This is a genomic window from Nonomuraea insulae (assembly GCF_042656245.1).
On sequence record NZ_JBHSPA010000009.1, the window covers coordinates 24507 to 49344 of the forward strand.

The following is a 24838-nucleotide window of genomic DNA, read 5'->3' on the forward strand; positions in this document are numbered from 1 at the left end:
CGGCGGGCCCGCGGCTGGCTCTACGTGCTGCCCGCGCTCGCGGTCTACCTCGGCTTCGCCATCTGGCCGGCGCTGAACACGCTCCGCCTGTCGCTCCTGACCTGGGACGGCATCCTGCCGCCGTCCTGGGCAGGCCTGTCCAACTACATCAAGATTTTTCGTGATGCGGCGCTGTACGAGGCCATCCTGCACAGCCTCGCCCTGATCGTCTTCTTCTCGGTCATCCCCATCGCCATCGGGCTGCTCATGACGGCGCTCCTGATGGGCAAGGTGCGCCGGGGCATGACGTTCTTCCGTATCGTCTTCTTCCTCCCCCAGGTGCTGCCCCTCGTCGCCGTCGGCATCACCTGGCGCTGGCTCTACGGCGAGTCCGGCGTCGTCAACCAGCTCCTCGACGTGGTGGGGCTGGGGTCGATCACCCGGGCCTGGCTGGGTGACTACAGCCTGGCGCTGATCGCGCTCGGCCTCATCGGGACGTGGGTGATGAGCGGGCTGTGCATGATGCTCTTCCTGGCCGGCGCGCAGAAGATCGACCCCTCCCTGTACGAGGCCGCCAGGCTGGACGGCGCGGGGGCGCTGCGGCAGTTCCGGCACGTCACCGTGCCCGGGGTGCGCAGGGAGATCACGGTCGCCGGCGTCATCACCACGATCGCCGCGCTGGCCAGCTTCGACCTCGTCTTCGTCACCACGAACGGCGGTCCCGCGGGTCAGACCAACGTGCCCGGCCTGCTCGTCTACCGGCTGGCCTTCAACGAGGGCGACATCGGCGGCGCCAGCGCGCTGGCGGTCGTGCTGACCGTCATCGTGGTCGCCGTCGTCAGCGCCGTCCGATACTTCACCAGGGATGAGAGTTGAGCATGCGCGGCGGTGTCAGTCTCCGGTACGGCGTCCTCGTCCTGCTGGCGGTCATGGTGCTGGTGCCCTTCGCCGGCATCGTGCTGGCCGCCCTGCATCCCTCGGGCACGCAGCTCGATGGGCTGAGCATCCCGGACCGTTGGTCGTGGGAGACGTTCGCGCTCGCCTGGGAGCGGGGCAACTTCACCAACCTCATGCGTTCGAGCGTGCTGATCGCGCTCTTCGTGGTGCCGCTCGCGGTGGTGATGGCCACGCTCGCCGGTTACGGGCTGGCGATCCTCAAGGTGTGGGGGCACCGGACGTTGTCGTTCGCGTTCGTGATGGGGCTCACGCTGCCGATCGAGGTCATCGTGGTGGCGCTCTACTTCAACCTGCGCGAGGTCGGCCTCACCAATTCCTACGTCGGCGTCATCCTGGCCGAGGCGGCGTTGTTCATGCCGTTCGGGGTGTACTGGATGCAGACGCACTTCTCGAACGTGCCCGATGAGCTCGTCGAGGCGGCGCGCATCGACGGCGCCAGGGATCTCGTGGTGCTGGCACGGGTGCTGCTGCCGATCTCGTGGCCCGCGGTCACCACGCTGTCCGTCCTGTATTTCATGTGGTCGTGGAACCAGTTCATGCTGGTGCTGGTCATGATGCAGGACCCGGACCGGCGCACGGCGCCGAGCGGGCTGGGGCTCTTCGTCGGCCAGTACACGACGGACATCCCGTTGCTGGCGGCGGCCTGCCTGATCGTCATCGCCCCGATCGTCGTCGTGTACCTCATCTTCCAGCGCAGCTTCGTCAGCGGCATCACCCAGGGCGCCATCAAGGGCTAGCGCGCAGCCTGCCATCGGTCCGGGCGGGTGATGCCGTCCATCAGCAGGTCGAGCAGCCGCTCGGCCTGCACGCGCTGGTGGACGGCCCCGGCCACCAGGGTGACACCCGCCAGGCTCATGAGGATGTCGGAGGCGGGCACGTCCTCCCGGATCACCCCCTGGCCGATCCCGGCGAGACGGAACTCCTCGATCGCGCCGGTCAGCTGCTCGCGCGTCTGCGAGCTCAGCTGCTCGTCCCTCTGCAGGAGGGTCTTGAGCGTGTCGGCCATGCCGTGCTTGGCGGCGAGGTAGTCCAGCACCTGGGACATCCACACCCGCAGGGCCCGGTCGGCGCGCAGTTCGCCGAGGAGGTCCGAGGTGCGGGCGGAGAGCCGGGCCGTCTCGTAGCGGTAGGTGGCGTCGACGAGTTGCTCACGGGTCGGGAAGCGCCGGTACAGGGTGGCGATCCCGACGCCCGCGTCCTTCGCGATCTGCTTCAGGGTCGCGGCGGCGCCGTCCCGGGCGAAGGCCAGAGCTGCCGCGGCGAGCAGTTTGTCCTCGTTGGCCCGTGCGTCGGCCCGGATCGGCCGGCCGGCGGGATCAGGCATGCGCTTCTTCCTCTCCGTTTGCTATGTGGAGCCGGGTCCGCTTAGAGTGACGACGAAGCGGACCCGGCTCCGCTTATTGGGGACGGTAGCAGATCGTTCCTCGCTATGACAGGAGGGCCACCACGCCATGCAGTACCGCACGCTGGGGAGTACAGGAGTCCACGTCAGCTCGCTCTGCCTGGGCGCGATGATGTTCGGGCAGTGGGGAAACCCCGATCACGACGACTCGATCGGCATCATCCGCACGGCGCTCGACGCGGGCGTCAACATCATCGACACGGCCGACGTGTACGCGGGCGGCGAGTCCGAGCTCATCGTCGGCAAGGCGATCGCCGGACGGCGCGACGACGTCGTCCTGGCGACCAAGGTGTCGAGCCCCATGGGCCCCGGCCTCAACGAGCGCGGCGCCTCGCGGCGCTGGATCATCCGGGCCTGCGAGGAGAGCCTGCGCCGCCTGGGCACCGACTACATCGACCTCTACCAGGTGCACCGGCCCGACGCCGCGACCGACCTCGACGAGACCTTGGCCGCGCTCTCCGATCTCGTCCACGCGGGCAAGATCCGCTACGCGGGGTCCTCGACGTTCGCCCCCTCGGCGATCGTGCAGGCGCAGTGGACCGCCGAGCGACGGCAGCGCGAGCGCTTCGTCTGCGAACAGCCGCCCTACTCACTCCTGGCCCGGGGCGTCGAGGCCGACGTGCTGCCCACCTGCGAGACGTACCGGATGGGGGTTCTCGCCTGGAGTCCGCTGTCCGGCGGCTGGTTGTCCGGGCGCTGGCGCCGCGACGCGGCCGAGCTGTCCAGTCACCGCACCCGGACGATGCCCTTCCGCACCACCTCCGCCCATTACGACCTGGACGTACCGGGCAACCAGGCCAAACTCGACGCCGCCACCGAACTCGCCCGCGTCGCCGACGAAGCGGGCCTGACACTCATCCAGCTGGCGCTGGCGTTCGTCACCACGCACCCCGCGGTCACCGCGGCGATCATCGGCCCGCGCACCGCCGAGCATCTGCGCGACCACCTGAGCGCCGCGGACATCGTCCTGGAACCCGCCGTCCTGGACCGCATCGACCGCATCGTGGCGCCCGGCACCGACCTCAACCCCGACGACGCCGGCTACAGCGCGGCCGTCCTCGCCGACCCGAAGCGCCGCCGCCGTTAGTCGCGATCTTCCTCACGGTGGTGTCGGACGGTTCCAGCGAGAGCCCATCGCCACCTGCCTGCAGGGCCCTCGTCAGAGCCATGCCTGGAGTTCGTCGCCGTGCGGGTCGTCCTCCAGGCTCCACTCGGCGTCGATGCGCATGGTGGCCCGGCGGCGGGTGTCGTAGCGCTCCCAGCCGGGGTCGCCGGTCGTGGCGAAGGCCACCCAGGCCGCGTGCGTCCGGGCGGCCAGGTCCGCCGGCGGCTCGTCCGGGCCGAGGAGTGACCGGGGGCCGCGCAGCCGGGGCAGGTGGGTGGCGTCGAAGACGAACGGCAGCTCCACGGCATGGGTGGCGCCCAGCTCGCCGCCCAGGGCGTTCGAGCGCCACGCGAACGAGTAGCGGTGGACGGCGACGCCCTGTTCGGCGTGCGCGTCGGCCAGACGCCGGCTGCCGGCGCCGAACAGGGCGTCGCCCATGATGGCCGAGCGCAGCTCCCCGAAGGACGCCTGCGGCCTGGCCTTGCGGTAGGTCTCGACGAGGCGGGCGGGTCGCGGGTGCGAGCGGGCCGCGGCGGCGTCCACGTCCGCCGCCGTCGAGGCGGACAGGCTCCCGAACGGCGCCAGGTAGAGGTTGCCCTCCTCCGTGTTGGTGCCCACCAGCAGGTCCACGCCCGCCCCGCGACCGGTGGCGACGCTCTCGGCCGGCTGCCGGTCGAGCACGACGCTGAACGGACAGAGCCCGATGAGCGGGTCGCTGTGGGTCCCGGTGCGCAGGTCGATGCCCGACAGTTCGGACGTGACCTCGACGAGCCGCCGGTCGGGGATGCCGGCGAAGGCGCCGGCATGAGGCTCTGCCCCCAGGGCGCGGGCCGCGGCGCGGGTCACGCGGGCGGCCTGCTCCGGCGTGAACGCGCCCAGGCCGCTGCCGCTCTGCACGATCGCGCGCCGGAACAATCCCCCGGCCTCGGGCGCGGCCAGCACGCCGCCCACGATCGTGGCGCCCGCGGACTGGCCGGACAGCGTGACGCGGGCGGGGTCGCCGCCGAACGCGGCGATGTTCTCGCGTACCCACCGCAGGGCGGCGATCACGTCGAGCAGGCCCCGGTTGGCGGGCGCCCCGGGCAGGTCGAGGAAGCCCGCGACGCCCAGCCGGTAGTTGAGCGTCACGAGGACGACCCCGTCGCGGGCGAACGCCGCGCCGTCGTAGATCTCCGATCGGGTGGACCCCGCCACGAATCCGCCGCCGTGCACGAACACCATCACGGGCAGGCGATCCCCGGAGGCGCCCGGCGTCCACACATTGACGGTCAGGAAGTCCTCGCCGGGGATCCAGCCCGGCCCGAAGTACGGGGTCATGTCCACGCTGCCGAGCCTCCGTTCGGCCTGCGGCGCGGTGGGCCCCGGCTCGGTGGCGTCGCGTACGCCGTCCCAGGGGGCGTGCGGTCGTGGGGCGGCGAATCGGGCGGCGCCGGTCGGTGGGGCGGCGTACGGGATGTTCAGGAAAACGGTCGTCCCGTCGCGGCGCAGGCCGCGCACGGCGCCCTGAGCGGTGACGGCGGTGTCGTCCGCGTACCGGTTCATCGGGCCTCCTCCGAGATCTCGGTATGCGGCGCGAACGGCGCCCAGCCCTTGATGGCGAACCTGTCCCCTTCGCGGACCACCTCGACGGCCCCCTGGCCGCCCAGGTGCGCGGGGACGACGAGCGCGCCCCGGTCGGCGGCCCAGCCGAGCACCTTGCGGCGGGTGGCTCGGGCCCCGGCCGGGTCCTCGCAGAAGCAGCTGTTCGTGTCCGGCTCCACGAACTGCACGGGGTTGTGCAGCATGTCGCCGACGAAGACCGCGCGGTCCGTGCCCGATTCGAGGACGACCACGGAGGAGCCGGGAGTGTGGCCGGGCGCGGGCTCCAGGCGCAGGTTGGCGTCGATCGTGTGCGAGTCCTCCCACAGCCTGGTCAGTCCCGCCTCGTGGACGGGGGCGACGCTGTCCTCGAACACGTTCTGGTTGCCCCGCCCGAGCAGCGGCTTGTGCTCGTTGGCCGGGTTCCAGAAGTCGAAGTCGGCCTTGGGGAGGAGGTAGGTGGCGTTGGGGAAGGTCGGCACCCAGGTGCGGCCGGCCAGGTAGGTGTTCCAGCCGACGTGGTCCACGTGGAGGTGGGTGTTCACCACGAGGTCCACGTCCTCGGGCCGTACGCCGGCGCGGGCCAGGTTGCCCAGGAAATCGGTGTCGAGGCGGCTCCAGACCGGCGAGTAGGGCCGCTCCTTGTGATTGCCGACCCCGGTGTCGATCAGGATGTTCCCGCCCTCGCTGCGTACCAGCCAGGTCTGGATCGCGGAGTTGACGATTCGGGTCTCGGGGTCCACGAAGTGTGGCTCAAGCCAGGAGGAGTGCTCCTCCCAGGTGCGTGGCGAGCTTTCTGGGAAGAACGCCTGGGGCGTCATCGCGACGGGCCCGAAGTACTCCCAGACCCGCGTGATCTCGACGTCACCCAGAGTGATCTTATCGGTGAGCATGAGTATCCCTTGATCAAATGAGGGGTGATGAGTGCGGCGGGAACCGCCGCCCGCTCATCATGCGCCGCCGTCCGGGGCCGGCGGTATGCGTCAGGTGACTGCATCCTTCGCGGGGCCGGCGCGCTGCTACCGTGGCAGAAAGGAGGGCACGGACCTGCGACGACGTTCTGGAGGGCCTGTGGACGAGCTGGCGCCCGCCTCGCGCGCCACCGCGCACCGCGACGCGATCGTCGGGCGGGGCGCCGAGATCGAGCGGCTCTCCGCACTGGTGATGGACGCCTCCGGTGGCGGCCGGGTCCTGATCCTGTCCGGAGCCGCGGGGATGGGCAAGAGCACGCTGCTGGCGTACGCGGCCCGCCGCGCCGAGGCGGCAGGCCGCCGGGTGTTGCGGGCGAACGGTCGCGAGTCCGAGAGATACCTGGCCTTCGCGGGCCTGCACCAGCTCCTGCGGCCGGTGCTGGACGAGGCGTCCGGCCTGCCGGACAGGCAGCGCCGGGCACTGCTGGGAGCCTTCGGGTTCGTGCCCGGCACACCTGATCCGCTGCTGACGGGTGTCGCGGTCCTGACCCTGTTGTCTCAGGTGGCCGAGCGGGCGCCGCTCGTGGTCGTGCTCGACGACGCCCAGTGGATCGACTCCGCCTCCGCCGACGCCCTCGCCTTCGCCGCCCGGCGGCTCGACGACGACCCGGTCACTGTGCTGGCCGCCATACGCGACGGCGATGCCGGTTTCGGCGAGGAATTCCCGACGCTCACGCTGGGCCCGCTCGGCGACGCGGCGTCCCGGCGGCTGCTCTCGCCCGGCCTGACGGGCAGGATCAGGGAACGTGTCCTCGACCAGGCCGGCGGGAACCCGCTGGCCCTGCTCGAACTGGCCGGACACACCGATCTCCACCGAGGAGAGCACGGCCCCCTGCCGGTCGGCGAGCGGCTCGAAGCCATCTACGCCGCCCAGGTGGCCCGGCTGCCCGAGGCCGGCCGGCGTGCCCTGCTGCTGCTGGCCGCCGCCGACGTGGAGGATCCGCCGGACGCCGTCCTGGCGCTGCTGCCCGACGCCGACGAGAAGGCCTGGCCCGCCCTCGAAGAGTCCGGGTTGATCCGCGGCACCGGCCGCCACCTGCGGTTCCGCCACCCGCTGATCCGCTCCGCGATCTACCATGCCGCGCCGTTCGACGCCCGCGTGAAGGCCCACCGCGCGCTGGCCGGCGCGCTGCGCGACGAACCTGACCGCCGCGCCTGGCATCTCGCCGCCGCGACCCCGCACCCGGACGCGGAGGTGTCAGCGGCCCTCGAACAGACGGCCGGCCGGGCACGCGGGCGGGGTGGCTACGCGGCGGCGGCCAAGGCGCTGGCCCGCGCGGCGGAGCTGCGTCCCGCCCGCGACGACAGCGCCCGGCTGCTGGCGGACGCGGCCGGATTGGCCGTCTTCACCGGGGACCTGTCCTGGGTGGAGGAGCTCGCCGGCCGGGCCCGCGCCCGTACCGACGACCCCGTCGTGCTCGCCACCGTCTCCCTGCACGTCGGCCGGCTCGCCGCGCTGACCAGGCAGCACGCCACCGCCTTCGCCGGGCTGGCCGCGCTCGCCGGCGACCTGGCGGCCACGCACCCCGCCATCGCGCTCGACGCGCTCGCCGCCGCCGCCGTGCTGCGCTTCTACTCGGGCGAGGAGTCCCAGCGGCGGGAGATCGACCGGATCCTTCAGCGCCTGCCGGCCGGAGCGCCTGCGGACTGGGCGCGCATCGTCTCGGACCCGTTCGGTGGCGGGCGCGAGCTCGCGCCCCCGCTGCCGGACCTGATCGCCGCGGCCACGGGCCACCCGGAACAGCAGGCCGCGCTCGCCATCGCGGCCTGGGTGCTGGACGAGACCGCGCTGGCCGTCCGCACGTTCGACGAGGCCGTACAGTCGTGGCGCACCGCGGGGCCGCTCCCCGACGGGCTGGGCGGCGTCGTCGCGCTGGCCTACTTCGAGTACGGCCGCTGGGACCAGGCCAGGGCGGTCTGCGCCGAGCTGTCCGCCCTGCCCGCCGCGACGGCACTCGACCATGCCGCCGCGTGCGCACACGCCATCGAGGCCATGGTCGTGGCCTCCCAGGGGGACGCGGCCGGCGCCCGCGCGCTCGCCGACGAGGCGCTGCGCCTCGTGGACCCGCTGGAGAGCCGATCGGTCGCCGTGTACGCGCGCCGCGCCCTGGCCGCCGCCGCCATGGCGGAAGGCGACTACGGGGCCGCCTACGAGCAGGCGCGCAAGGTCTTCGATGCCCACGGCGACCCCGCCCACTACCACGCTTCCTACCCGGCGCTGCCGGAGCTGGCCGAGTCCGCCGCGCGCAGCGGCCACCGCGCCGAGGCGGTCGAGATCGTCGAGCGCGCGGCCCGAACCCTCGACCGCGGCGGCTCGCCCCGCCTGCGGGGCCTGCTCCACCGCAGCCGAGCGCTGCTGGCCGAACCCGAGCGGGCCGAGCCCGGCTTCCTGGCCGCTCTGGCCGACCCCGCCCTGGAACGCCGGCCCTTCGAACACGCGCAGGCTCTGCTGGAGTACGCGGAATGGCTGCGCCGCCGACGCCGGATCGCTGAGGCGCGGCCGTTCCTCAGCACCGCGTACGACACCTTCCGCCGCCTGGGCGCGCGGCCGTGGACCGAACGCGCGCAGGCCGAACTGCGGGCCGCCGGCCTCGACGCCGGCACGCCGGATCCCGGCGCCTTCGCCGGACTCTCCCCGCAACAGCAGCAGATCGTCCGGCTCGCCGCCCGCGGCCTGACCAACCGCGAGATCGGCGAACGGCTCTTCCTGTCGCCGCGCACCGTCGGCTCCCACCTCTACCGCTCCTTCCCCAAGCTGGGCATCACCGCCCGCTCCCAACTGCGCGACGTGCTGGAGACGCCGGCCGGGAACGGGCCCCGGCCGGCGCGTCGTCAGCCATGAGCCGGTGGCCTCAGCCGAGGTGCCGGGCGAAGAACCGCAGCGCGTCGCCGGTCTCGAACGCGGGGACTCCCCCGTGGTCGCCGGGGTTGGCGTGCAGCGTCTTGTCGGTGGAACCCAGGGCGTCGAAGAGCGCCAGGGCCTGGTCCCTGGGCACCAGGGAATCGTCCCATTGGAGCAGGAACTGTACCGGCACGGTGACCCGGGCGGCGGGTGTGGCCAGCCCGTGCACGCCGAGCAGGCCCAGCACCGCGGCGCGGATCCGGGAGTCGGCGGCGAGCAGCGGCACACCGAGCCCGCAACCCATCGAGACACCCCAATAGCCGACCGGGCCGGCGCCCACCTGGTCGAGCTCCTGGACCGCGGTCAGAGCGGCCTGCCAGTCGGCGACGGCCCGCCCGGCCAGCAGATCGTGCATGGCCGCGACCTGCCCGGTGGGATTCTCACCGGCGGCCATGCGAGCCCGCATGTCCGCCGCGAACTGGATGAACTGTTCATCTTTCGGCCGGTCGCCGTGGTTGGGGGCGTCGATCGCGGCAACGGCGAAACGTCCTTCGGCGGCGAACCGGTGAGCGCGGGCCAGGACGCCGGGAGCCTTCTTGTGCTGGCCACCGCCGTGTCCCATCAGGATCAGCGGGCGGGGGCCGGTGGTGCCTTGCGGCGTGAACAGCACACCGGTGATCTCACCGAGGGTGAAGGACTGTTCGGTGACGCCGTCGGCCGACGTCTGATCGGTCAAGCTGAAGCGCATAGCGTTTCGAAGCCTTTCGGGGGTGCCTTGTGCGGGCGCTCCCTAGACCATGCACAGGAGGGAGCCCCGATCTGTCATGACAACGTTGATCGGTCTCACCTCCTTCAGTCCTACTGCTGCACGGCGCCGTCGAAGATATCACGGCAGCCGCCACTGAACAGCAGGACCTGTTCGAGGCCGTCTACGGGGACGCCCTGTTCCGCGTGCCGACGCAGCGGCTGGCCGAGGCCCACGCGTCCGCGGGCGGCACCACTTACCTGTGCGAGCTGACCTGGCCCGCGCCCGGCCTCGGCGGGATTCTGGGCGCCTGCCACAGCCTTGACGTGCCGCTGCTGTTCGGCTCCTACGACAGCCCCGGCGGGCGGGCGATGTTCGGGGAGGGGGAGCCGACGGCCGAGACCCTGGCCGTGGCCGATCGGTTCAGGACGGCATGGACGACCTTCGCCTCCACCGGCGCTCCCGGCTGGCCCGCCTACCGCTCCGGCGAGCGATGCACCCACACCTTCTCAGCCGCTCCTCCCACCACGGCGCCGTACGCGCACGAGTCGTCCAGACGCATCTGGGACGGGCACGAGCTGGCCCCGTTCGATCTGTTGGAGGCGTCGTAGGCGGCGGGGCCGCTACGGCGGCGGCGCCTGAGCAGGCCGCGCCCTCCCGCCCAGGCACAGGCGATGGTGACAGCTCTGCAGGACCAGGCCGGCAGACTCGCCTGACGTGGTCCCAGGCTGCGATACGGCGAGAGGTGACTGTCCCGTTCCGCCGAGGTGCGGTCATGGGCGGATCTTGACGCTGAGCTGGGCGAGGAAGGTCGGTCCAGGTCGCATCCGAATGATTACGGTGGGTGACATAGCGGAGGAAGGGCATTCATGCCCCCTCCATGCGCATCACCCAGGAGGAAGCATGCCTTCACACGTGTCCCCGCAGCCGCGGCATGGTGGAGTGTCCAGCCCGCCGTCCCGAGCCAGTCTCTACCTGGAGCCGTGGCAGGCCGCCGGCCTGGAGGCGGGGAAGTTCTTCCCGGCGCTGCACTCGGGCCTGAGCGACCCGTTCGCGCCCGACGACGTCGCCAACGCCGAGCCGCCGGCCGACGGCAGGATCGCGAGCGCCGGACAGGCTTTCGCCGCCGTGCTCGACGAGCCCCGGGCAGACTGGGACAAGCATCCGGTACGCGCGGGCGAAACGCTGGAGGTCGTCTGGCACTTCCACGCCCCGCACAAGACTCGCCGTTTCAGCTACTTCCTCACCACCGACGGGTGGAACCCGGAAAAGCCGCTGGCACGGGCCCAGTTCCCGGCCGAGCCGATCGCCACCTTCCAGAACAACGAGCAACCGTTCTGGGAGCACGATCTCCTGCCGGCCGACCCGACCGTCCACCATGTCCCGTTGCCCGAGGACCGCTCGGGTTACCACGTGCTCTTGGCGGTGTGGGAGGTCGCCGACACCCCCAACGCCTTCTACCAGGTCATCGACCTCGACCTCACCTAGAACGCTCTCTGGAACCTGGATGCGTGATCTCGGAAGTCCCCGCAGGAGGCGGGGCTTCCGAGATCACGTTTCAAGCGCCGACCGGCATCCGTCACCCAGTAGCCTCGCCGGGTGGAATCCGTCGCGCTCGACCCGCTGGATCGAGCTCTCGCGCACGCGTTGCAGATCGATGGCCGAGCACCGTTCAGCAGGATCGGTGAGGTGCTCGGCGTCTCGGAGAACACGATTGCCCGCCGCTACCGGCGATTGCGGTCGGCGGGGATTCTCCGCGTCGTCGGCGTGGTCGACGGGCTGCGGCTCGACCATGTCTCCTGGGCGATCCGCGTGCGGTGCGCTCCGGACGCGAGCCTTCCGCTCGCCACGGCTCTGGCGCGTCGTCCCGACACCGCCTGGGTGAGCCTGCTGTCCGGGGCCACGGAGATCGCCTGCGGCACGCTGACCCGGACGGCGGCGGAACACGACGCGCTCCTGCTGGAGAAGCTGCCGCGGACCCGGCAGGTGACCTCTGTCAGTGCGCATCGCACGCTGCACATGTTCACCGGCGGGCCCACCGGATGGGCCGGGCTGCGAGTGCTCTCCGATGAGCAGATCGAGCACCTGCGGCGAACGCCCGTCCCGCCTCCCGGGGGTGATGTCCCGATCGTCGTCGACGAGGAGGACCATGCCCTGGTGGAAGCGCTCTCCAAGGATGCGCGCCTTCCCTGTGCCGACCTGGCGGCGGTCACGGGCTGGTCGGAGTCGACGGTACGGCGGCGCCTGGCCCACCTGTGGCAGAGCGGGGCGCTCTACTCCGACGTCGATATCTCGCCTGGGCTACTCGGCTACCAGGCCGAGGCGTTCCTCTGGATGTCGGTGAAACCCTCCAAGCTCGCCGCCGTGGGGGAAGCTCTCGCCGATCATCCGGAGGTCACCGTGGCGGCTGCCACCACCGGCCCGGCCAACCTCTTCGCCGGGGTCGCCTGCCGGGACTCCCGCGACCTCTATCGATATCTGACCGACAGGATCGGGAAGTTGAAGGCTGTCCGGCACATCGAAACCGCACCGTTGATCCGGACGGTGAAGCGAGCCGGGGCCGTCCTGCGGTGACGGAAATCGCCTTGAACCATGCCATCTGTGGCGGAAAGTGAGCAGCTCCCTGAGTCCGGCTCGGCGTGGGCGGTGTTCCGCGCCGAGTGTGGTCACGACAGAAGGGAGCCACGATCATGCATGTACTCGTCATCGGTGCCGGACTCGGCGGCCTGTGCCTGGCCCAGCGGCTACGCCAGGACGGCATCAGCGTCTCGGTCCATGAGCGGGACGCGACACCGATCCTCCGCCACCAGGGGTATCGCCTCCACATCGACGCGGACGGCCGGCGCGCACTGCGCGACGCCCTGCCGCCCCAGCGGTGGCGGTCGTTCCTGGATACCTCGGGGCGGCCCGGCCCACGGTCGGTGTTCCTCGACGACCAGCTCAACCACCGATGGACGGTCGAATCCGATGAGGAGTCCGAGCCACTGGCGGTCGACCGGCTGACCCTGCGCCGCACCCTCCTGACCGGGCTGGAGGACGTGGTCGCCTTCGGCCGGCGATGCACCGGATACACGACCGGGCCCGACGGCAGGATCACCGCCCATTTCGCCGACGACAGCGCCGCGAGCGGTGATGTGCTGGTGGGTGCCGACGGGGTGAACTCCGTCGTGCGGCGCCAGTTCCTGCCGCACGCCCAGGTCGTGGACACCGGTCTGCGCCAGTTGTACGGCATCATCCCGCTGAACGACCAGACCCGCGAACTGTTCACCGCGGAGATGTTCAACGTGTTCACCGCCATCGTCGGCCCCAACCAGGCCTTCGTCGGAGTGGCGCCGGTGGAGACGCCGCACCTGGCGTACATGACCTGCAGCTTCGGCTCTCGCCTTGAGCACCTGCCCGGCACCGACGCCGACCTGCTCCAGATGTCCGGCGAGCGCCTGCGTGCCATGGTGCTGGACCTGATCGACGGCTGGCACCCCCGCGTCCGCCGGATCGTGGAGCATTGGGATCCGGCCGGCATCTTCCCCGCCGTCCTGCGCACCAGCGTGCCCGTCGATCCGTGGCCCACGAGCACCGTCACCCTGCTCGGCGACGCCATCCACGCGATGAGCCCGGCCGGCGGCGTCGGCGCCAACACCGCCCTGCGCGACGCCGCCACGCTGGCGAGAGCCCTGCGCGACGGCGGCCCGGTCGTGTCCGCCCTGCACGCGTACGAGACCGCGATGATCGATTACGGGTTCGCCGCCGTACGCCGCTCCGCCGGCAACGGCCACCGCTTCCTCGGCCAGGATCCCCTGCCGGAGGTCACCGACCTCAGATGACCTCAAGGTTGGCCATCATGCCCATGTCCTCGTGTTCGGCGTTGTGGCAGTGGAAGAGGTAACGGCCGCGATAGCCGTCGAAGCGGGTGATGATCTCCACCGATTCGCCGGGCCGGAGTGAGACGGTGTCCTTGAGGCCCGCGTCGTGCGGCAGCGGCGGCCGGCCGCTGCGGGAGAGCACCTGGAAGCCGACCAGGTGCAGGTGGACGGGATGATGGACGTCGGCGACCATCCGCCACACCTCGACGTCGCCCAGACCGGCGGTGACATCGGAGCGGGCGGGGTCGAACGGCAGCCCGCCGATCAGCCACCCGTGACCACCGTGCATCCGCCCGGTGCGGAAGGAGAAGTCGCGCACCCTGACGGCGTCCGACCTGCGCCAGGCCGGCAGATCGTGGGAGAGCGTGCGCGGGATGCGGCTGTCGTCGGTGGCCTTGCGTGCGACGCGGAAGGCCATCACGTCGCGGGTACGGCCCGAGCCGAGCCCGTTCACGATCCTCACGCGGCTGCCGATGGGGACGCCGGAGAAATCGATGATCACGTCGTAGCGTTCTGCGGGCGCGATCGGCAGGACCTTGTGGGTGACCGGTGTCGCGAGCAGGCCCTGATCGGCGCCGATCTGGACGAGATCGAGCCGGTGCCCGTCGTCGGTGACCGCTTCGAGCTCGTAGTGCCGGGCGTTCGAGGCGTTCAGGACACGCAGCCGGTAGCGGGCCGCGTCGGCCTCGTGCACGGGCCAGGGGGCGCCGTTGACCAGGATCACATCGCCGAGGACGCCGGCGAGGTACGGCTCGCTCACGCCCGGCCGCTCACGCAGGGTGGGGTCGAGGGCGGGATAGGCGAGGCCGCCGTCGGCGGCGAACGCCCGGTCGGCGATCATGAGGGGCAGCTCACGCGGCCCCGAGGGCAGGCCGAGGGCCTCCTCGGCATCGTCGCGGACGATCTGCAGCCCGGCCAGGCCGCGCCAGATCGCGGGCGCGGTGAAGTCCATCCGGTGGTCGTGGTACCACAGCAGCGTCGGCCGCTGGTCCAGCGGGAAGGTGTAGTCGCGCGTCAGCTCGGTCACCACCGCCCGCGGATCGTGCATGCCGTGCGCGGAGTCGTGCCCCATGTGCGTGGTGGCCTCCCGGCCCTCGGGCAGGACCAGGTCGGTGGGATACCCGTCGGACGCTGCCGGGGTCCGACCGCCGTGCAGGTGCACGACGGTCGGCACGGGCAGTTCGTTGCGGTGCGTCACGGTGACCGGCCGGCCGCGGCGCGACTCGATCGTCGGCCCGGGGAAGGTGCCCGCATAGGTCCACAGCGGCGTCCTGACTCCGGGCAGGATCTCCGCACTCGCCGCGCGCTGGGTGATCGCGTAACGGTCGGCCCCGCCCGCGGTGCTGACCGGCGTCAGCACGGAGGGAATCGGCAGCGGCACCTGGAAAGGCGGCGGTAGCGGCACGGCGCTGCGCAACTCGGCACCGGTGATCGACGGCCTGCGGGCCAGGGCGGCCGAGGCTGACAGCCCGGTGGCCGCCATCAGCCCGAGCGCCCCGCCGACGCCCAGCACCCGGCGCCGGGTCATGCCACGGGCATCATGCTCACGCATCGCGTTCCTCCTGGCGCGCACGCGGCCGCCGCGGCAAGGGTTGGCGCCAGACGGCGATGAACAGCACGACGAGGGCGACGACGGTCATCACCCCCAGCGGGATGTGCAGCCACAGCGCGCCGCCCAACCCGGCGAAGTACTGCACCGTCTCGGCCGCCACCACGCTCACCGTGGCCAGGAACGGCCAGACCTGACGCAACCGGACCCACACGACGATCGCCACGATCACCTGCAGGTAGCCGATGGAGGTGACCACGTCGGCGCCGACCGCGTGCCAGCGCAGGCTGTCGAAGTCACCGGTCAGATACACCCCGGCGAACACCGGCTGGCCGGCGATCGCCACCACGTGCGCGCTGACGACCGCCCGCAGCGTCCATTCCGTGGGTGTCCCTTTCGTGGGTGTCCCTTTCGTGGGTGTCATCCGATGCGCGGTGCGCATGAGGCCTCCTCACTCTGTTCTCGACGTGCAAACGGCCTCGACACTATGGCTCAGTCGTTATCTTGTCTAAGATCAATATTGCTATGGTGTTATGCATCGGGAGACATGATGGAGCTGAACACGCTCAGGCAGTTCCTGGTGGTGGCACGGCTCGAACACCTCAGCCGCGCGGCCGACGAGCTGCGCGTCGCCCAGCCCTCGCTGAGCCGGACCATCGCCCGGTTGGAGAGCGAGCTGGGCGCGCCGCTGTTCGACCGCGGCGGCCGGCTCCGGCTGAACGACACGGGCAAGCTCTTCCGCGATCACGTCGAACGCTCCCTCGGTGAACTCGACGCGGGACGGCGCGCCGTCGCCGAGGCCTCCAGCGGGGGTGTGGGCACCGTGAGACTGGCCTCGGAGACGTTCCTCACCCTCACCGGACCGCTGGCGGCCTACAAGCGAGCCCATCCCGACATCGAGATCGAGCTTCACTGGACGCCCGCCGAGGACATGGCCCGCCGCCTGCGGGCCCAGGACGTGGACCTGTGTGTCGCCTCACAGCCGATCCAGGCCGAGGGCTTGGAGTCGGTTCTGCTGCTCGACGACGCGGTGGGAGTGGCCATGCCGTTCGATCATCCGCTGGCCGGCCGCGCCTCGGTGAGCATCGACGAAATCGCCGATCAGCCCTTCATCACCGCCCGCAGGGGGCACTGGATACGCCGGCTTCTCGATCGGCTGTTCGCCGCCAGGGGCCTCACACCGAAGATCGTCTGCGAAAGCGACGAGCCCAGCGCCATCGCCGACCTGATCGGCGCGGGACTCGGCATCGGGCTCGTCCCCGGCATCGCACGGCGTTCCACCACCCGTGCCCCTCTCGTCTGGATCGCCGTCGACAGCCCCGACTGCCGCCGCGCGCTCACCCTGCTCTGGGGCGCCGACAACCACCTGTCGACCGCCGCCCGCCTGATGCGCACCACGATCACCGGCTGGAACTGGACCACCGGCGAACCGGGGGAGAAACGCGGATGACCGGAGGGCGAGGCCGGCGGGTCGCCTCACATTGCGCAGGGCTGTGTCGTCATACCGATGTAAGGCAGCACGCACGTGACCGCGTGGCTGTCCTGCCGTCATTGCCGGGACGCCGCTTTCACCGGCATCTGTGACCACACCCTTTCGATCCGAGGAGAGGCGACATGTCAACAACCCAGGAAACACGCAACAAGGAGACGTACCACCGCTTTCACGACGCCATCAACAGCGGCGATCTGGAGATCATCTCGAAGGCGGTCGACGAGTTCATTCACCCGGACGCGCGGTTCCACACGGCGCAGGTGACCGACGTGACCGCGGTGCAGGCGCAAAAGCGCATCTGGGAGATTCTCCTGCGCGCCTTCCCCGACATTCACGTAACGGTCGAGGACCTGATCGTCGAGGGAGACAAGATCGTCACTCGGCAGACGGTCACCGGGACCAACTCCGGCGAATATCGGGGCATGCCCCCGACCGGCAAATCCGTCACCTACCACGAGATCTTCATCGCCCGTTTCGCCGACGGTCAGATCACCGACCTCTGGGGCGTCGTCGACGTCTACTCACAACTGCAGCAACTCGGCCACCTCCCGGCGTAAGCCCCGTTCGCCGGATCGAGCCCGCTCCCCGAGTCGATCAACCGCGGAGCCGCGCGTTGAGCCGTGCGGCCTGACGCGTGAGGTGGTCGCGTTCGGGGAGGCTGGGCGCCGATCGGGCCGCTTCGGCGTAGAGCCGTGCCGCGGTCACCGGGTCACCGTCACGCTCGTGCAGGTACGCCACGACGGCGGTGTGGCGGGGCAGGGCGGGGTCGAGCCCTGCCAGGGCGGCCAGGCCGGCCCGCGGGCCGTCGGCCTCACCGACGGCGACGGCCCGGTTGAGGCGGGCCACCGGGCTGCCGGTGAGGCGCACCAGTTCGTCGTACCACTCGACGATCTGCACCCAGTCGGTCTCATCGGCCGTCTGGGCGTCGGCGTGCAGCGCGGCGATGGCGGCCTGGGCCTGGAACTCGCCCAGGCGGTCGCGGGCGAGGGCCGCCTGGAGCACGTCGACGCCCTCGGCGATCAGGCGGGTGTTCCACAGGCCGCGGTCCTGCTCGGCGAGAGGCACGAGCCTGCCGTCGGGGCCGGTCCGTGCCGGGCGCCGGGCGTGATGCAGCAGCATGAGCGCGAGCAGGCCCGCGACCTCCTCGTGGCCGGTCCTGGCCGCGAGCTGGCGAGTGAGCCGGATCGCCTCGGCGGCGAGGTCGACGTCGCCGGAGTAGCCCTCGTTGAAGACCAGGTAGAGCACGCGCAGCACGGTGGCGACGTCACCGGGCTGGTTGAACCGGACGCCCGCGACGGCCCGCTTGGCCCTGCTGATCCGCTGGGCCATGGTCGCCTCCGGCACGAGGTAGGCCCGCGCGATCTGACGCGTGGTCAGGCCGCCGACCGCGCGCAGCGTGAGCGCGACGGCCGAGGCCGGTGTCAGGGACGGATGCGCGCACAGGAAGTACAGCTGGAGCGTGTCGTCCACCGCCTCGCCCTGGCCGGGCACGGGCTCGTCCTCGACGCGTACCTCACGGTTCCGCCGGGAGGTGTCGGCGCGAGCGGCGTCGAGGAACTTGCGCCAGGCCACGGTGACCAGCCAGCCCTTGGCGTCCCGCGGCGGGTCGTCCTGCCACACGCGCACGGCCTCGACCAGGGCGTCCTGCACGGCATCCTCGGCCGCCGCGAAGTCGGCTCCGCGACGGACGAGGATGCCGATCACGGTGGGGGTGAGGGGCCGCAGCAGGTCCTCGTCCAGCACGCGTCACTCCGTGATGGTCGGGGACGCGGTCAGGAACGGGCGAACCTCCAGCCACTCGTGGATCGGCTTCCCGCTCGCGCCCGGGGCCGCGGACAACTCGCCGGCCAGCTCGATTGCCCGCTCGTAGGTCTCGACGTCGATCACCATCCAGCCGGCGATCAGGTCCTTGGTCTCCGCGAACGGGCCGTCGGTGACCGGCGGCCGCCCCTCTCCGTCGTAGCGGACGAACGTGCCCTCCGGGGAGAGCTCCAGGCCGTCGACGTACTCGCCGGTGCCCACGAGCCGATCGGCGAAGTCCCGCATGTACTGCACGTGGGCCGTGACCTCCTCCGGCGTCCACTGGTCCATGGGCACGTCGTTGACCGCTGCCGGCGCGCCCCGGTAGTGCTTGAGCAGCAGATATTTGGCCATCGTGTTCTCCTCATTGCGGTACGGCCCATTATGGCTGTGCTCACTTCGGGGACGAAGCCGCGAGCGGGTTCTCGACATTTTCCCGGTCGAGGTGTGGGCGAGCGCGCGGCGCTCAGGCGCCCCGGCGCTCCTCCCGCTGCCGGATCAGCTCCTCCACCGGGCTCGGCAGCGTCGTCTCGAAGTCGATCAGCTTCACCCACGTCGGCGTCACGACGATCCGGACCATACCGTCGTGATACAGCGAACGAATCTCCACCTCCCACTCCACCCGCTGCTCAGGCGTCATCTCATAAGTACTGGTCTGCTTGAGATACTCCTGCGGAATACCATCCACATAGTCCAGCTCAGCCAGACCACGAATGAACAAGATCTTCGGCGGATGCGACTCCGTGTCGATTGTCAACGCCACCGCCGGATTCTCACGCAGACTCGCCAGCTTCGGAGCGTTCTTCGGAGAACACACGACGATCTCCGAACCATTCCACGTGAAGATGATCGGGATATTGCGGGGGGTGCCGTCCTTCGCGACGTAGGCCAACCGGGTCAGGTCACGGGCCAGCAACTCCCGGCTGATCGGTCGGTTCAGAACCTCGGTGATCTCGTGCGGTTCCACGGTCATTCCTCTCATCGTCGATCGCTCGTGTCCCTGGGACGGAGCCGGCGCCACATTCTCGACATCCGGAAGCGTGCTGATTTCCCGGACCTGCTCTCACCGCTCCGCGCACCACTACCGAGGCCCTCCGACCCGGAGCCTGGGACAATTAGTTCCATGGATATAATTGTTATGTGCCAATAACCAATGGGAGCGTCTCCGCCCTCGAGGAGACCTCGCCGCCCGGACCGAACCGCCGACGGCGGATGCTCATCCTCGCGATCTGCTGCCTGAGCCTGTTCATCGTCGGCCTGGACAACACGATCGTGAACGTCGCCCTGCCCGCCATGCAGCGCGACCTGCACGCCTCCGTCTCCGGCCTGCAGTGGATCATCGTCGTCTACACGGTCGTGGTGGCCAGCCTGCTCATGCTCTCCGGCTCGACCGGAGACAGGTTCGGGCGGCGCCGCACCTTCCAGACGGGCCTGGTTCTGTTCACGCTGGGTTCCCTGATGTGCTCGCTCTCACCGAGCCTCGGCTGGCTGGTCGCCGCGCGGGCATTGCAGGCCGTCGGCGGCTCCATGCTCAACCCGGTCGCCATGTCGATCATCACGAACACGTTCACCGAGCCGAGGGAGCGGGCACGCGCCATCGGCGTGTGGGGCGGCGTGGTCGGGATCAGCATGGCGCTGGGGCCCGTGATCGGCGGGGCACTGGTCGGCTTGGGCACCTGGCAGACGATCTTCTGGATCAACATTCCCGTGGGGCTGGCCGCGCTCGTCCTGTGCGCGTTGTTCGTGCCCGAGTCGCGCGCCCCGCGTGCCCGCCCGATGGATCCCGTCGGGCAACTGCTGGTCATCGTGCTGCTCGCCGGGCTGACCTACGGTGTCATCGAGGCGCCGTCCGCCGGGTGGGGCTCGGTGCAGACCATCGCCTGCTGCGGGGCTGCCGCGCTGGCGCTGGCGCTGCTCATCCCGTACGAACTGAGACGGGCGGAACCGCTGATCAACCCGAGGTTCTTCCGCAGCATTCCCTTCGCGGGGGCGACGGTCATCGCGATCTGCGCGTTCGCCTCGCTCGGCGGGTTCCTGTTCCTCAACACCCTCTACCTGCAGGACGTCCTCGGCTTCTCCGCGCTGCACGCCGGGCTGCTGACCCTGCCGATGGCCGGGCTGACGGTGGTGGCCGCGCCGCTGTCCGGGCGGATCGTCGGCGGCGCCGGACCGCGCGTGCCACTGATCATCGCCGGCACCACCATGTCCGCGAGCGCGCTGATCCTGACCGGGCTCACCGCCGACACCCCGATGTGGCAGCTCATGGTCTCGTACGTGCTCTTCGGGCTCGGCTTCGGCATGGTCAACGCCCCTATCACGAACACCGCCGTCTCCGGCATGCCGCTCGCCCAGGCCGGGGTCGCCGCCGCCGTGACCTCCACCAGCCGCCAGATCGGCCAGGCACTCGGCGTCGCGGTGCTCGGGTCGCTCGTCGCCGCCGCCGTTCAGGGACCATGGCGTACGGGTTTCCCGCAGGCCAGCCACATCGGCTGGTGGATCGGCACGGCATCGGGCGCGGTCGTGCTGGTGCTCGGTATCCTCACCACAAGCCGCTGGGCCAGGCGCACCGCCGAGCACACGACGGAGCGGCTCATCCACAGGACGGCGGACACCGCATGATCGATGCGACGAAGGACAGCGAAACCGGCGAGGCCGTCCAGGACGCGGACGCGGTCGCCCGTTCCTGGGCGGCCATGTGCTTCCTCGTACTGAAGCAGGAAGACCGCCGCAAGGAGGTCGCCGACACGCTCGGCGTGAGCTTCTTCCGGGCCAAGGCGCTGCGCTGCCTGCTGGGCGGCCCGCTCACCATGCGCGAGCTGACCGCCCGCCTCACCACGGAGAAGCCGTACACCACGCTGGTCGTGGACGACCTGGAGCGGCGCGGTTACGTCGAGCGCAGTGTGCATCCCGACGATCGCCGCTCCAAGCTCGTGACCCTCACCCCGGACGGCGCCGCCGCCGCCGAGCAGGCCGAACGCATCCTGGCCCGGCCGCCGCGCTCCCTGCTGGCGCTGGAGCCGGCGGAGCTGGCCGCCCTCGACCGGATCATGGCCAAGCTTCAGTCACCCGCCGAGACTGCGGGGCCGGGCGGATCGGCCGGGTGAGACGGTCAGGCGAGCTCACCGCCTGAATCCTCGAAGCCCGGCTCGCCGGGCATCGGTCCCGGTGCCATCTCCACGGACTCGTTGGGATTGAGGAAGTCGTCGAGCGCTCCGAGCCCGCAGGAGATGTCGTTCTGGCAGGCCCAGAACCTGAGGATGAAGGAGGTGCCCCTGGCGTTGTGTTCCAGCAGCTTCCGCACCGGTGCGGGCGTTCTCATGATCTCGGTGGTCCTGGTCCAGCCGAAGGAGACCCAGGCCCCGCCGCTGGTCGCCACCCCGGGCAGGACGACGAAGACTCCGGTGGGCGACAGGTCGTCGGGATTGAGGCTGGCGCAGACCGTGGTCGACAGACTGTACGCGCCGCCGCCGGCGCACACGCCCCAACCGGAGATGTCCTTGACGTTGGTCGCGTTGGTGCTCATCACCGAGACCGCGGCGGCCCAGCCCGGGCTGGTGACGGCGATGTCGGAGAAGGACTGCACGGTGCCGATGTTCTCCTCCGTGGCCAGGAAGCAGCCGTCGTGCTCTCCGCCGATCTTGGGGAAGAAGGAGGGCCCGGAGACGCTGCCGCATATTCCCCGGCCCGACCATTCCCCGTTGAGCAGGTCGTGGGCCGCCTTGTTCATAGCGTCCACGGTCGCCTCCGGCAGGGTGCGGGTGCCCTGCTGGCTCGGCCCGCCCCCCTTGGGGACGATCTTGGCGGCCTTCTTGGCCTTCTTCTTGTCCTTGACCTTGTCCTTGGCCGACGGGGCGGTCACCGGGCCTTCCCCGCAGTCGGGGGTGTCGCAGGCGTCGAGCCCTGAGGGGTCGGCGAAGGCGGCGGGGTTGTTCAGGCCGTAGGCGTAGGGATTGAGCGACTGCGGCACCTCCTGCCGGAAGACCGGATCGGGTGAGATGAACCTGCCGATGACGGGGTCGTAGTAGCGGGCGTTGAGGAAGTTGAGCCCGGGTCGGTGGCCGACACGAGCCGGTCGGCGGCGTCGTAGCCGTAGGTCGTGGGCCGCCAGGACGAGCCGTCGAGCTCCTCGACGCGCACGGTGCGCCCATAGGCGTCGGCCGTGGACCTGATCACGCCGCCCGCCGCCGGCTGCGGGGTGTTCTTGACGGTGTCGTGGGTGTACTCGGTCACCGTGGAGGACCGGTAGGCACCGGAGGCGCGCTCGATGACCCAGATGGGGCGGCGCAGCTCGTCGTATCCGGTGACCGTGTCGTTGGCCCACCCGGCGGACGGGGCGGGCAGGATCGACTGTCCCGCCGTCCCGGCGACCGCCTCGGGCCGCGAGACCGCGGATGTCAGCCCGCGGTTGTCGTAGGTGGTGTCGGTGATCAGCGCCTTGCCCGCTTCCGGCGACAGTCGTTGCGCCTGCCTCTCCCGCAGGAAGCTGTCGTAGACGGTCCAGCTGTCGACGTAGCGGGTCGTGTCCTGCAGCATGCGGGAACGTACGATCGCCGGAGCCGCCTTGCCCGGATCGATGAGGTAGGTGAACTCGGCCGACGCCGGCGAGTCCTGGGCCTGCTCGGTGGGGTTGCGCGCGGAGATGAGGCGGCCGAGCGCGTCATGCTCGTAGGAGGTCCTCCTGCCCCGCGCGTCGATCTCCGCCCGGGCGGTCTGCCTGGGCCGGTTCCATTCGGTCGTCCTGGTGTGTCCCAGGTGGTTGGTGACCGTGGTCGTCACCGGATACCGCTCACCGGGGGTGTGCGTGGTGGTCAGCGTGTGGCCGTTGGGGTCGGTCACGGCCAGCGGCCGGCCGAGGGCGTCGTAGGTGTTCTTGGTGGTGGCCCAGGCCGGGCTGCTGTTGATCTTCGTACGGATGGTCGTCCTGTCCCCGATGAGAGGGGCGGCGCCGAAGCCCTGGCCGTCGTAGGCGACCTCCTGCCGCGACACCTCGGCCCCGGAGCAGGAGGCGTTGGCGTACCGGGTCACCGCGGCCTTGAGGTCGAGCATCCACCGGGCGGCGTTGAACGCCGGGCACTGGACGGGCTGCTGCAGGTCAACATGATCGCCGAGCCCGTGCCCGGCCGCTATCACCTGCACGATCTTCTCCGCTCCCACTCCGCCGCGCTCGTGGACGAGCAGGTGCGGGAGACGGAACGGCGGGCCGCCCAGAGGCGGCTGCTGGACCACTACACGCGCACCGCGGCGGCCGCGATGGACGTGATCGCGCCGCACGAGAAGATCCGCCGCCCCCGGCTGCCGCCGCCGGCGACGTCGCCGCCGTTCACCGAGGCCGACACCGCGGTCCGGTGGTTGCGGACCGAGCTGTCCACCCTGCTCAGGTGCGCGGAACTCGCGGCCAGGGGCGGCTGGCCGGACCACACCAGTCATCTGTCGGCGTTCCTGTGGCGCTACCTCGACGACCACGGCCATTACACCGACGCTCTGCACCTGCACACCCTGGCCCTGGAATCGACCCGCGGCCGTGATCCGGCGGGAGAGGCGCGGGCGCTGGGCCAGCTGGGCACCGTGCACTGGCGGCTGGGCCGCAACGAGGAGGCGATCGACTACCTGAGCCGCTCCGTCGACCTCAGCCGTCAGGTCGGCGATCTGCCCGGCGAAGCCGGAATCTTGATCTACCTGGGCGCCGGGTACTGGCGGCTGGCCCGCTACGCCGAGGCGATCAGCTGCCTGGAGTCCGCCCTCCAGGTCACCCATCGGATAAGCGACTGGGTCAGCGAGGCGTACGCCCACACCGCGCTGAGCGCCATCCACCTGCGGCAGGGTCTCTGCGCCCGCGCCGTCGAGGAGAGCAGGCAGGCACTGAACCTGCAGCGGCAGGTGGGCAACCGGGTCGGTGAGGGAATCGCGCTGAACAACCTCGCGGTCGCGTACTGGCGCTGGGGTTACTACCAGCAGGCGCTCGAACCGCTCACCCAGGCGCTCACCGTCAGCAGGAACGTCGGCGACCGCGCCACCGAAGGTCACTCCCTGGACGGCCTCGGCTACGTGCACGGCCAGCTCGGCTCACCCGAGCGCGGCGCGGAACATCTGGAGCAGGCCATCGCCATCCATCGCGAGATCGGCAACCGTGCGGGCGAGGCGGCGGCCATCGCCCACCTCGGACTGGTCCAGGGCCGGATGGGTCACCACGAACGCGCGCTGGAGAACCTCCATCACGCGCTCGAGCTCAGCCGCGGCACCGGTGAGCGTGTCCTGGAGGCCGAGACGCTCAACTGGATCGGTGAGATCGTCCAGGTGTCCGGGCAGGCCGAGCAGGCTCTGACCCACTATCGGGACGCGCTCGCGCTGGCGACCGACCTCGGCAACCGGATGGAGCAGGCCCGGGCACACCGCAACCTCGCCCACGCCCACGACGACCTGGGAGACGGCGAGCGCTCCGCCGAGCACGCCAGGACCGCCCTGGCGCTGTTCTCCGCGCTGGACGCTCCCGAGGCGGAATCCCGGCGGGTACCGCGAAGCTCGCCAGGAAACTCCTGACGCCCGCCGCCGGCTTGGAGG

The 24838-nt window shown here is 70.9% G+C and carries 24 protein-coding genes; 13 read left to right on the forward strand and 11 right to left on the reverse strand.

Annotated elements, in window-relative coordinates:
- A partial coding sequence (locus ACFPZ3_RS06200; protein WP_379512972.1) for a carbohydrate ABC transporter permease occupies window positions 1-855 on the forward strand: 855 nt, incomplete at its 5' end.
- 2 nt (window positions 856-857) lie between these two features.
- On the forward strand, window positions 858-1673 hold the full coding sequence (locus ACFPZ3_RS06205) for a carbohydrate ABC transporter permease (RefSeq protein ID WP_379512973.1): 816 nt from the start codon (window positions 858-860) through the stop codon (window positions 1671-1673).
- Here the strand turns inward: ACFPZ3_RS06205 and ACFPZ3_RS06210 are convergent.
- Complete coding sequence (locus ACFPZ3_RS06210) at window positions 1670-2260, reverse strand: TetR/AcrR family transcriptional regulator (protein ID WP_379512974.1); 591 nt, start codon at window positions 2258-2260, stop codon at window positions 1670-1672. The genes ACFPZ3_RS06205 and ACFPZ3_RS06210 overlap by 4 nt on opposite strands.
- Before the next feature lie 127 nt (window positions 2261-2387).
- Between ACFPZ3_RS06210 and ACFPZ3_RS06215 the strand changes: the two genes are divergently transcribed.
- The gene (locus tag ACFPZ3_RS06215) at window positions 2388-3425 is read left to right on the forward strand and encodes an aldo/keto reductase (protein ID WP_379512975.1); all 1038 of its coding nucleotides are present in this window, start codon (window positions 2388-2390) and stop codon (window positions 3423-3425) included.
- Between the two features lie 72 nt (window positions 3426-3497).
- Here the strand turns inward: ACFPZ3_RS06215 and ACFPZ3_RS06220 are convergent, their stop codons facing one another.
- Entirely contained in the window at window positions 3498-4985 is a 1488-nt protein-coding gene (locus ACFPZ3_RS06220) for a carboxylesterase/lipase family protein (RefSeq protein ID WP_379512976.1), read from the reverse strand.
- Window positions 4982-5914, reverse strand: a complete 933-nt coding sequence (locus ACFPZ3_RS06225; protein WP_379512977.1) for an MBL fold metallo-hydrolase — start codon at window positions 5912-5914, stop codon at window positions 4982-4984. Before ACFPZ3_RS06225 ends, ACFPZ3_RS06220 begins: the two co-directional genes overlap by 4 nt.
- Window positions 5915-6092: 178 nt before the next feature.
- On the opposite strand from ACFPZ3_RS06225, the gene ACFPZ3_RS06230 reads away from it, so the two are divergent.
- Complete coding sequence (locus ACFPZ3_RS06230) at window positions 6093-8834, forward strand: AAA family ATPase (RefSeq protein WP_379512978.1); 2742 nt, start codon at window positions 6093-6095, stop codon at window positions 8832-8834.
- A gap of 10 nt (window positions 8835-8844) precedes the next feature.
- Here the strand turns inward: ACFPZ3_RS06230 and ACFPZ3_RS06235 are convergent, their stop codons facing one another.
- The gene (locus ACFPZ3_RS06235) at window positions 8845-9570 is read right to left on the reverse strand and encodes a dienelactone hydrolase family protein (protein ID WP_379512979.1); all 726 of its coding nucleotides are present in this window, start codon (window positions 9568-9570) and stop codon (window positions 8845-8847) included.
- 149 nt (window positions 9571-9719) lie between these two features.
- Between ACFPZ3_RS06235 and ACFPZ3_RS06240 the strand changes: the two genes are divergently transcribed.
- The 4 genes from ACFPZ3_RS06240 (at window position 9720) to ACFPZ3_RS06255 (ending at window position 13400) form a co-directional block, all read left to right on the forward strand.
- Window positions 9720-10190, forward strand: a complete 471-nt coding sequence (locus ACFPZ3_RS06240; RefSeq protein WP_379513082.1) for a carboxylesterase family protein — start codon at window positions 9720-9722, stop codon at window positions 10188-10190.
- A 292-nt stretch (window positions 10191-10482) separates the two neighbouring features.
- Window positions 10483-11067, forward strand: a complete 585-nt coding sequence (locus tag ACFPZ3_RS06245) for a lytic polysaccharide monooxygenase auxiliary activity family 9 protein (RefSeq protein ID WP_379512980.1) — start codon at window positions 10483-10485, stop codon at window positions 11065-11067.
- A gap of 111 nt (window positions 11068-11178) precedes the next feature.
- A complete protein-coding gene (locus tag ACFPZ3_RS06250; protein ID WP_379512981.1) occupies window positions 11179-12153 on the forward strand; it encodes an Lrp/AsnC family transcriptional regulator in 975 nt (324 codons plus the stop codon).
- Window positions 12154-12269: 116 nt separating this feature from the next.
- Window positions 12270-13400, forward strand: a complete 1131-nt coding sequence (locus tag ACFPZ3_RS06255; protein ID WP_379512982.1) for an FAD-dependent oxidoreductase — start codon at window positions 12270-12272, stop codon at window positions 13398-13400.
- On the opposite strand, the gene ACFPZ3_RS06260 is transcribed toward ACFPZ3_RS06255, so the two are convergent.
- Both ACFPZ3_RS06260 and ACFPZ3_RS06265 read right to left on the reverse strand, forming a co-directional pair.
- On the reverse strand, window positions 13393-14991 hold the full coding sequence (locus ACFPZ3_RS06260) for a multicopper oxidase family protein (RefSeq protein ID WP_379512983.1): 1599 nt from the start codon (window positions 14989-14991) through the stop codon (window positions 13393-13395). The genes ACFPZ3_RS06255 and ACFPZ3_RS06260 overlap by 8 nt on opposite strands.
- Window positions 14984-15430 carry a hypothetical protein gene (locus tag ACFPZ3_RS06265; protein WP_379512984.1) on the reverse strand — a complete coding sequence of 149 codons (447 nt, stop codon included), beginning with the start codon at window positions 15428-15430 and terminating at the stop codon, window positions 14984-14986. Before ACFPZ3_RS06265 ends, ACFPZ3_RS06260 begins: the two co-directional genes overlap by 8 nt.
- Before the next feature lie 105 nt (window positions 15431-15535).
- On the opposite strand from ACFPZ3_RS06265, the gene ACFPZ3_RS06270 reads away from it, so the two are divergent.
- Window positions 15536-16438 (forward strand): LysR family transcriptional regulator, encoded by a 903-nt coding sequence (locus tag ACFPZ3_RS06270; RefSeq protein ID WP_379512985.1) that lies wholly within the window; start codon window positions 15536-15538, stop codon window positions 16436-16438.
- 164 nt (window positions 16439-16602) lie between these two features.
- On the forward strand, window positions 16603-17037 hold the full coding sequence (locus tag ACFPZ3_RS06275) for an ester cyclase (protein ID WP_379512986.1): 435 nt from the start codon (window positions 16603-16605) through the stop codon (window positions 17035-17037).
- A gap of 37 nt (window positions 17038-17074) precedes the next feature.
- On the opposite strand, the gene ACFPZ3_RS06280 is transcribed toward ACFPZ3_RS06275, so the two are convergent.
- The 3 genes from ACFPZ3_RS06280 to ACFPZ3_RS06290 form a co-directional block, all read right to left on the reverse strand.
- Window positions 17075-18220 carry an RNA polymerase sigma factor gene (locus ACFPZ3_RS06280; RefSeq protein WP_379513083.1) on the reverse strand — a complete coding sequence of 382 codons (1146 nt, stop codon included), beginning with the start codon at window positions 18218-18220 and terminating at the stop codon, window positions 17075-17077.
- Between the two features lie 6 nt (window positions 18221-18226).
- A complete protein-coding gene (locus ACFPZ3_RS06285) occupies window positions 18227-18634 on the reverse strand; it encodes a YciI family protein (protein ID WP_379512987.1) in 408 nt (135 codons plus the stop codon).
- Between the two features lie 112 nt (window positions 18635-18746).
- Complete coding sequence (locus tag ACFPZ3_RS06290) at window positions 18747-19253, reverse strand: pyridoxamine 5'-phosphate oxidase family protein (protein WP_379512988.1); 507 nt, start codon at window positions 19251-19253, stop codon at window positions 18747-18749.
- A 167-nt stretch (window positions 19254-19420) separates the two neighbouring features.
- Here ACFPZ3_RS06290 and ACFPZ3_RS06295 point away from each other — a divergent pair, with 167 nt between their 5' ends.
- Window positions 19421-20899, forward strand: a complete 1479-nt coding sequence (locus ACFPZ3_RS06295; RefSeq protein ID WP_379512989.1) for an MFS transporter — start codon at window positions 19421-19423, stop codon at window positions 20897-20899.
- Window positions 20896-21384 carry a MarR family winged helix-turn-helix transcriptional regulator gene (locus ACFPZ3_RS06300; protein ID WP_379512990.1) on the forward strand — a complete coding sequence of 163 codons (489 nt, stop codon included), beginning with the start codon at window positions 20896-20898 and terminating at the stop codon, window positions 21382-21384. Before ACFPZ3_RS06295 ends, ACFPZ3_RS06300 begins: the two co-directional genes overlap by 4 nt.
- A gap of 5 nt (window positions 21385-21389) precedes the next feature.
- On the opposite strand, the gene ACFPZ3_RS06305 is transcribed toward ACFPZ3_RS06300, so the two are convergent.
- Window positions 21390-22289: an RHS repeat-associated core domain-containing protein gene (locus ACFPZ3_RS06305; RefSeq protein ID WP_379513084.1), complete on the reverse strand. Its 900-nt coding sequence runs from the start codon at window positions 22287-22289 to the stop codon at window positions 21390-21392.
- Window positions 22211-23416: a hypothetical protein gene (locus ACFPZ3_RS06310; protein ID WP_379512991.1), complete on the reverse strand. Its 1206-nt coding sequence runs from the start codon at window positions 23414-23416 to the stop codon at window positions 22211-22213. The genes ACFPZ3_RS06305 and ACFPZ3_RS06310 overlap by 79 nt, the downstream gene beginning before the upstream one ends.
- Between ACFPZ3_RS06310 and ACFPZ3_RS06315 the strand changes: the two genes are divergently transcribed.
- Entirely contained in the window at window positions 23378-24817 is a 1440-nt protein-coding gene (locus ACFPZ3_RS06315; protein ID WP_379512992.1) for a tetratricopeptide repeat protein, read from the forward strand. The two genes, ACFPZ3_RS06310 and ACFPZ3_RS06315, sit on opposite strands and share 39 nt — an antisense overlap.
- Window positions 24818-24838: the final 21 nt, after the last annotated feature.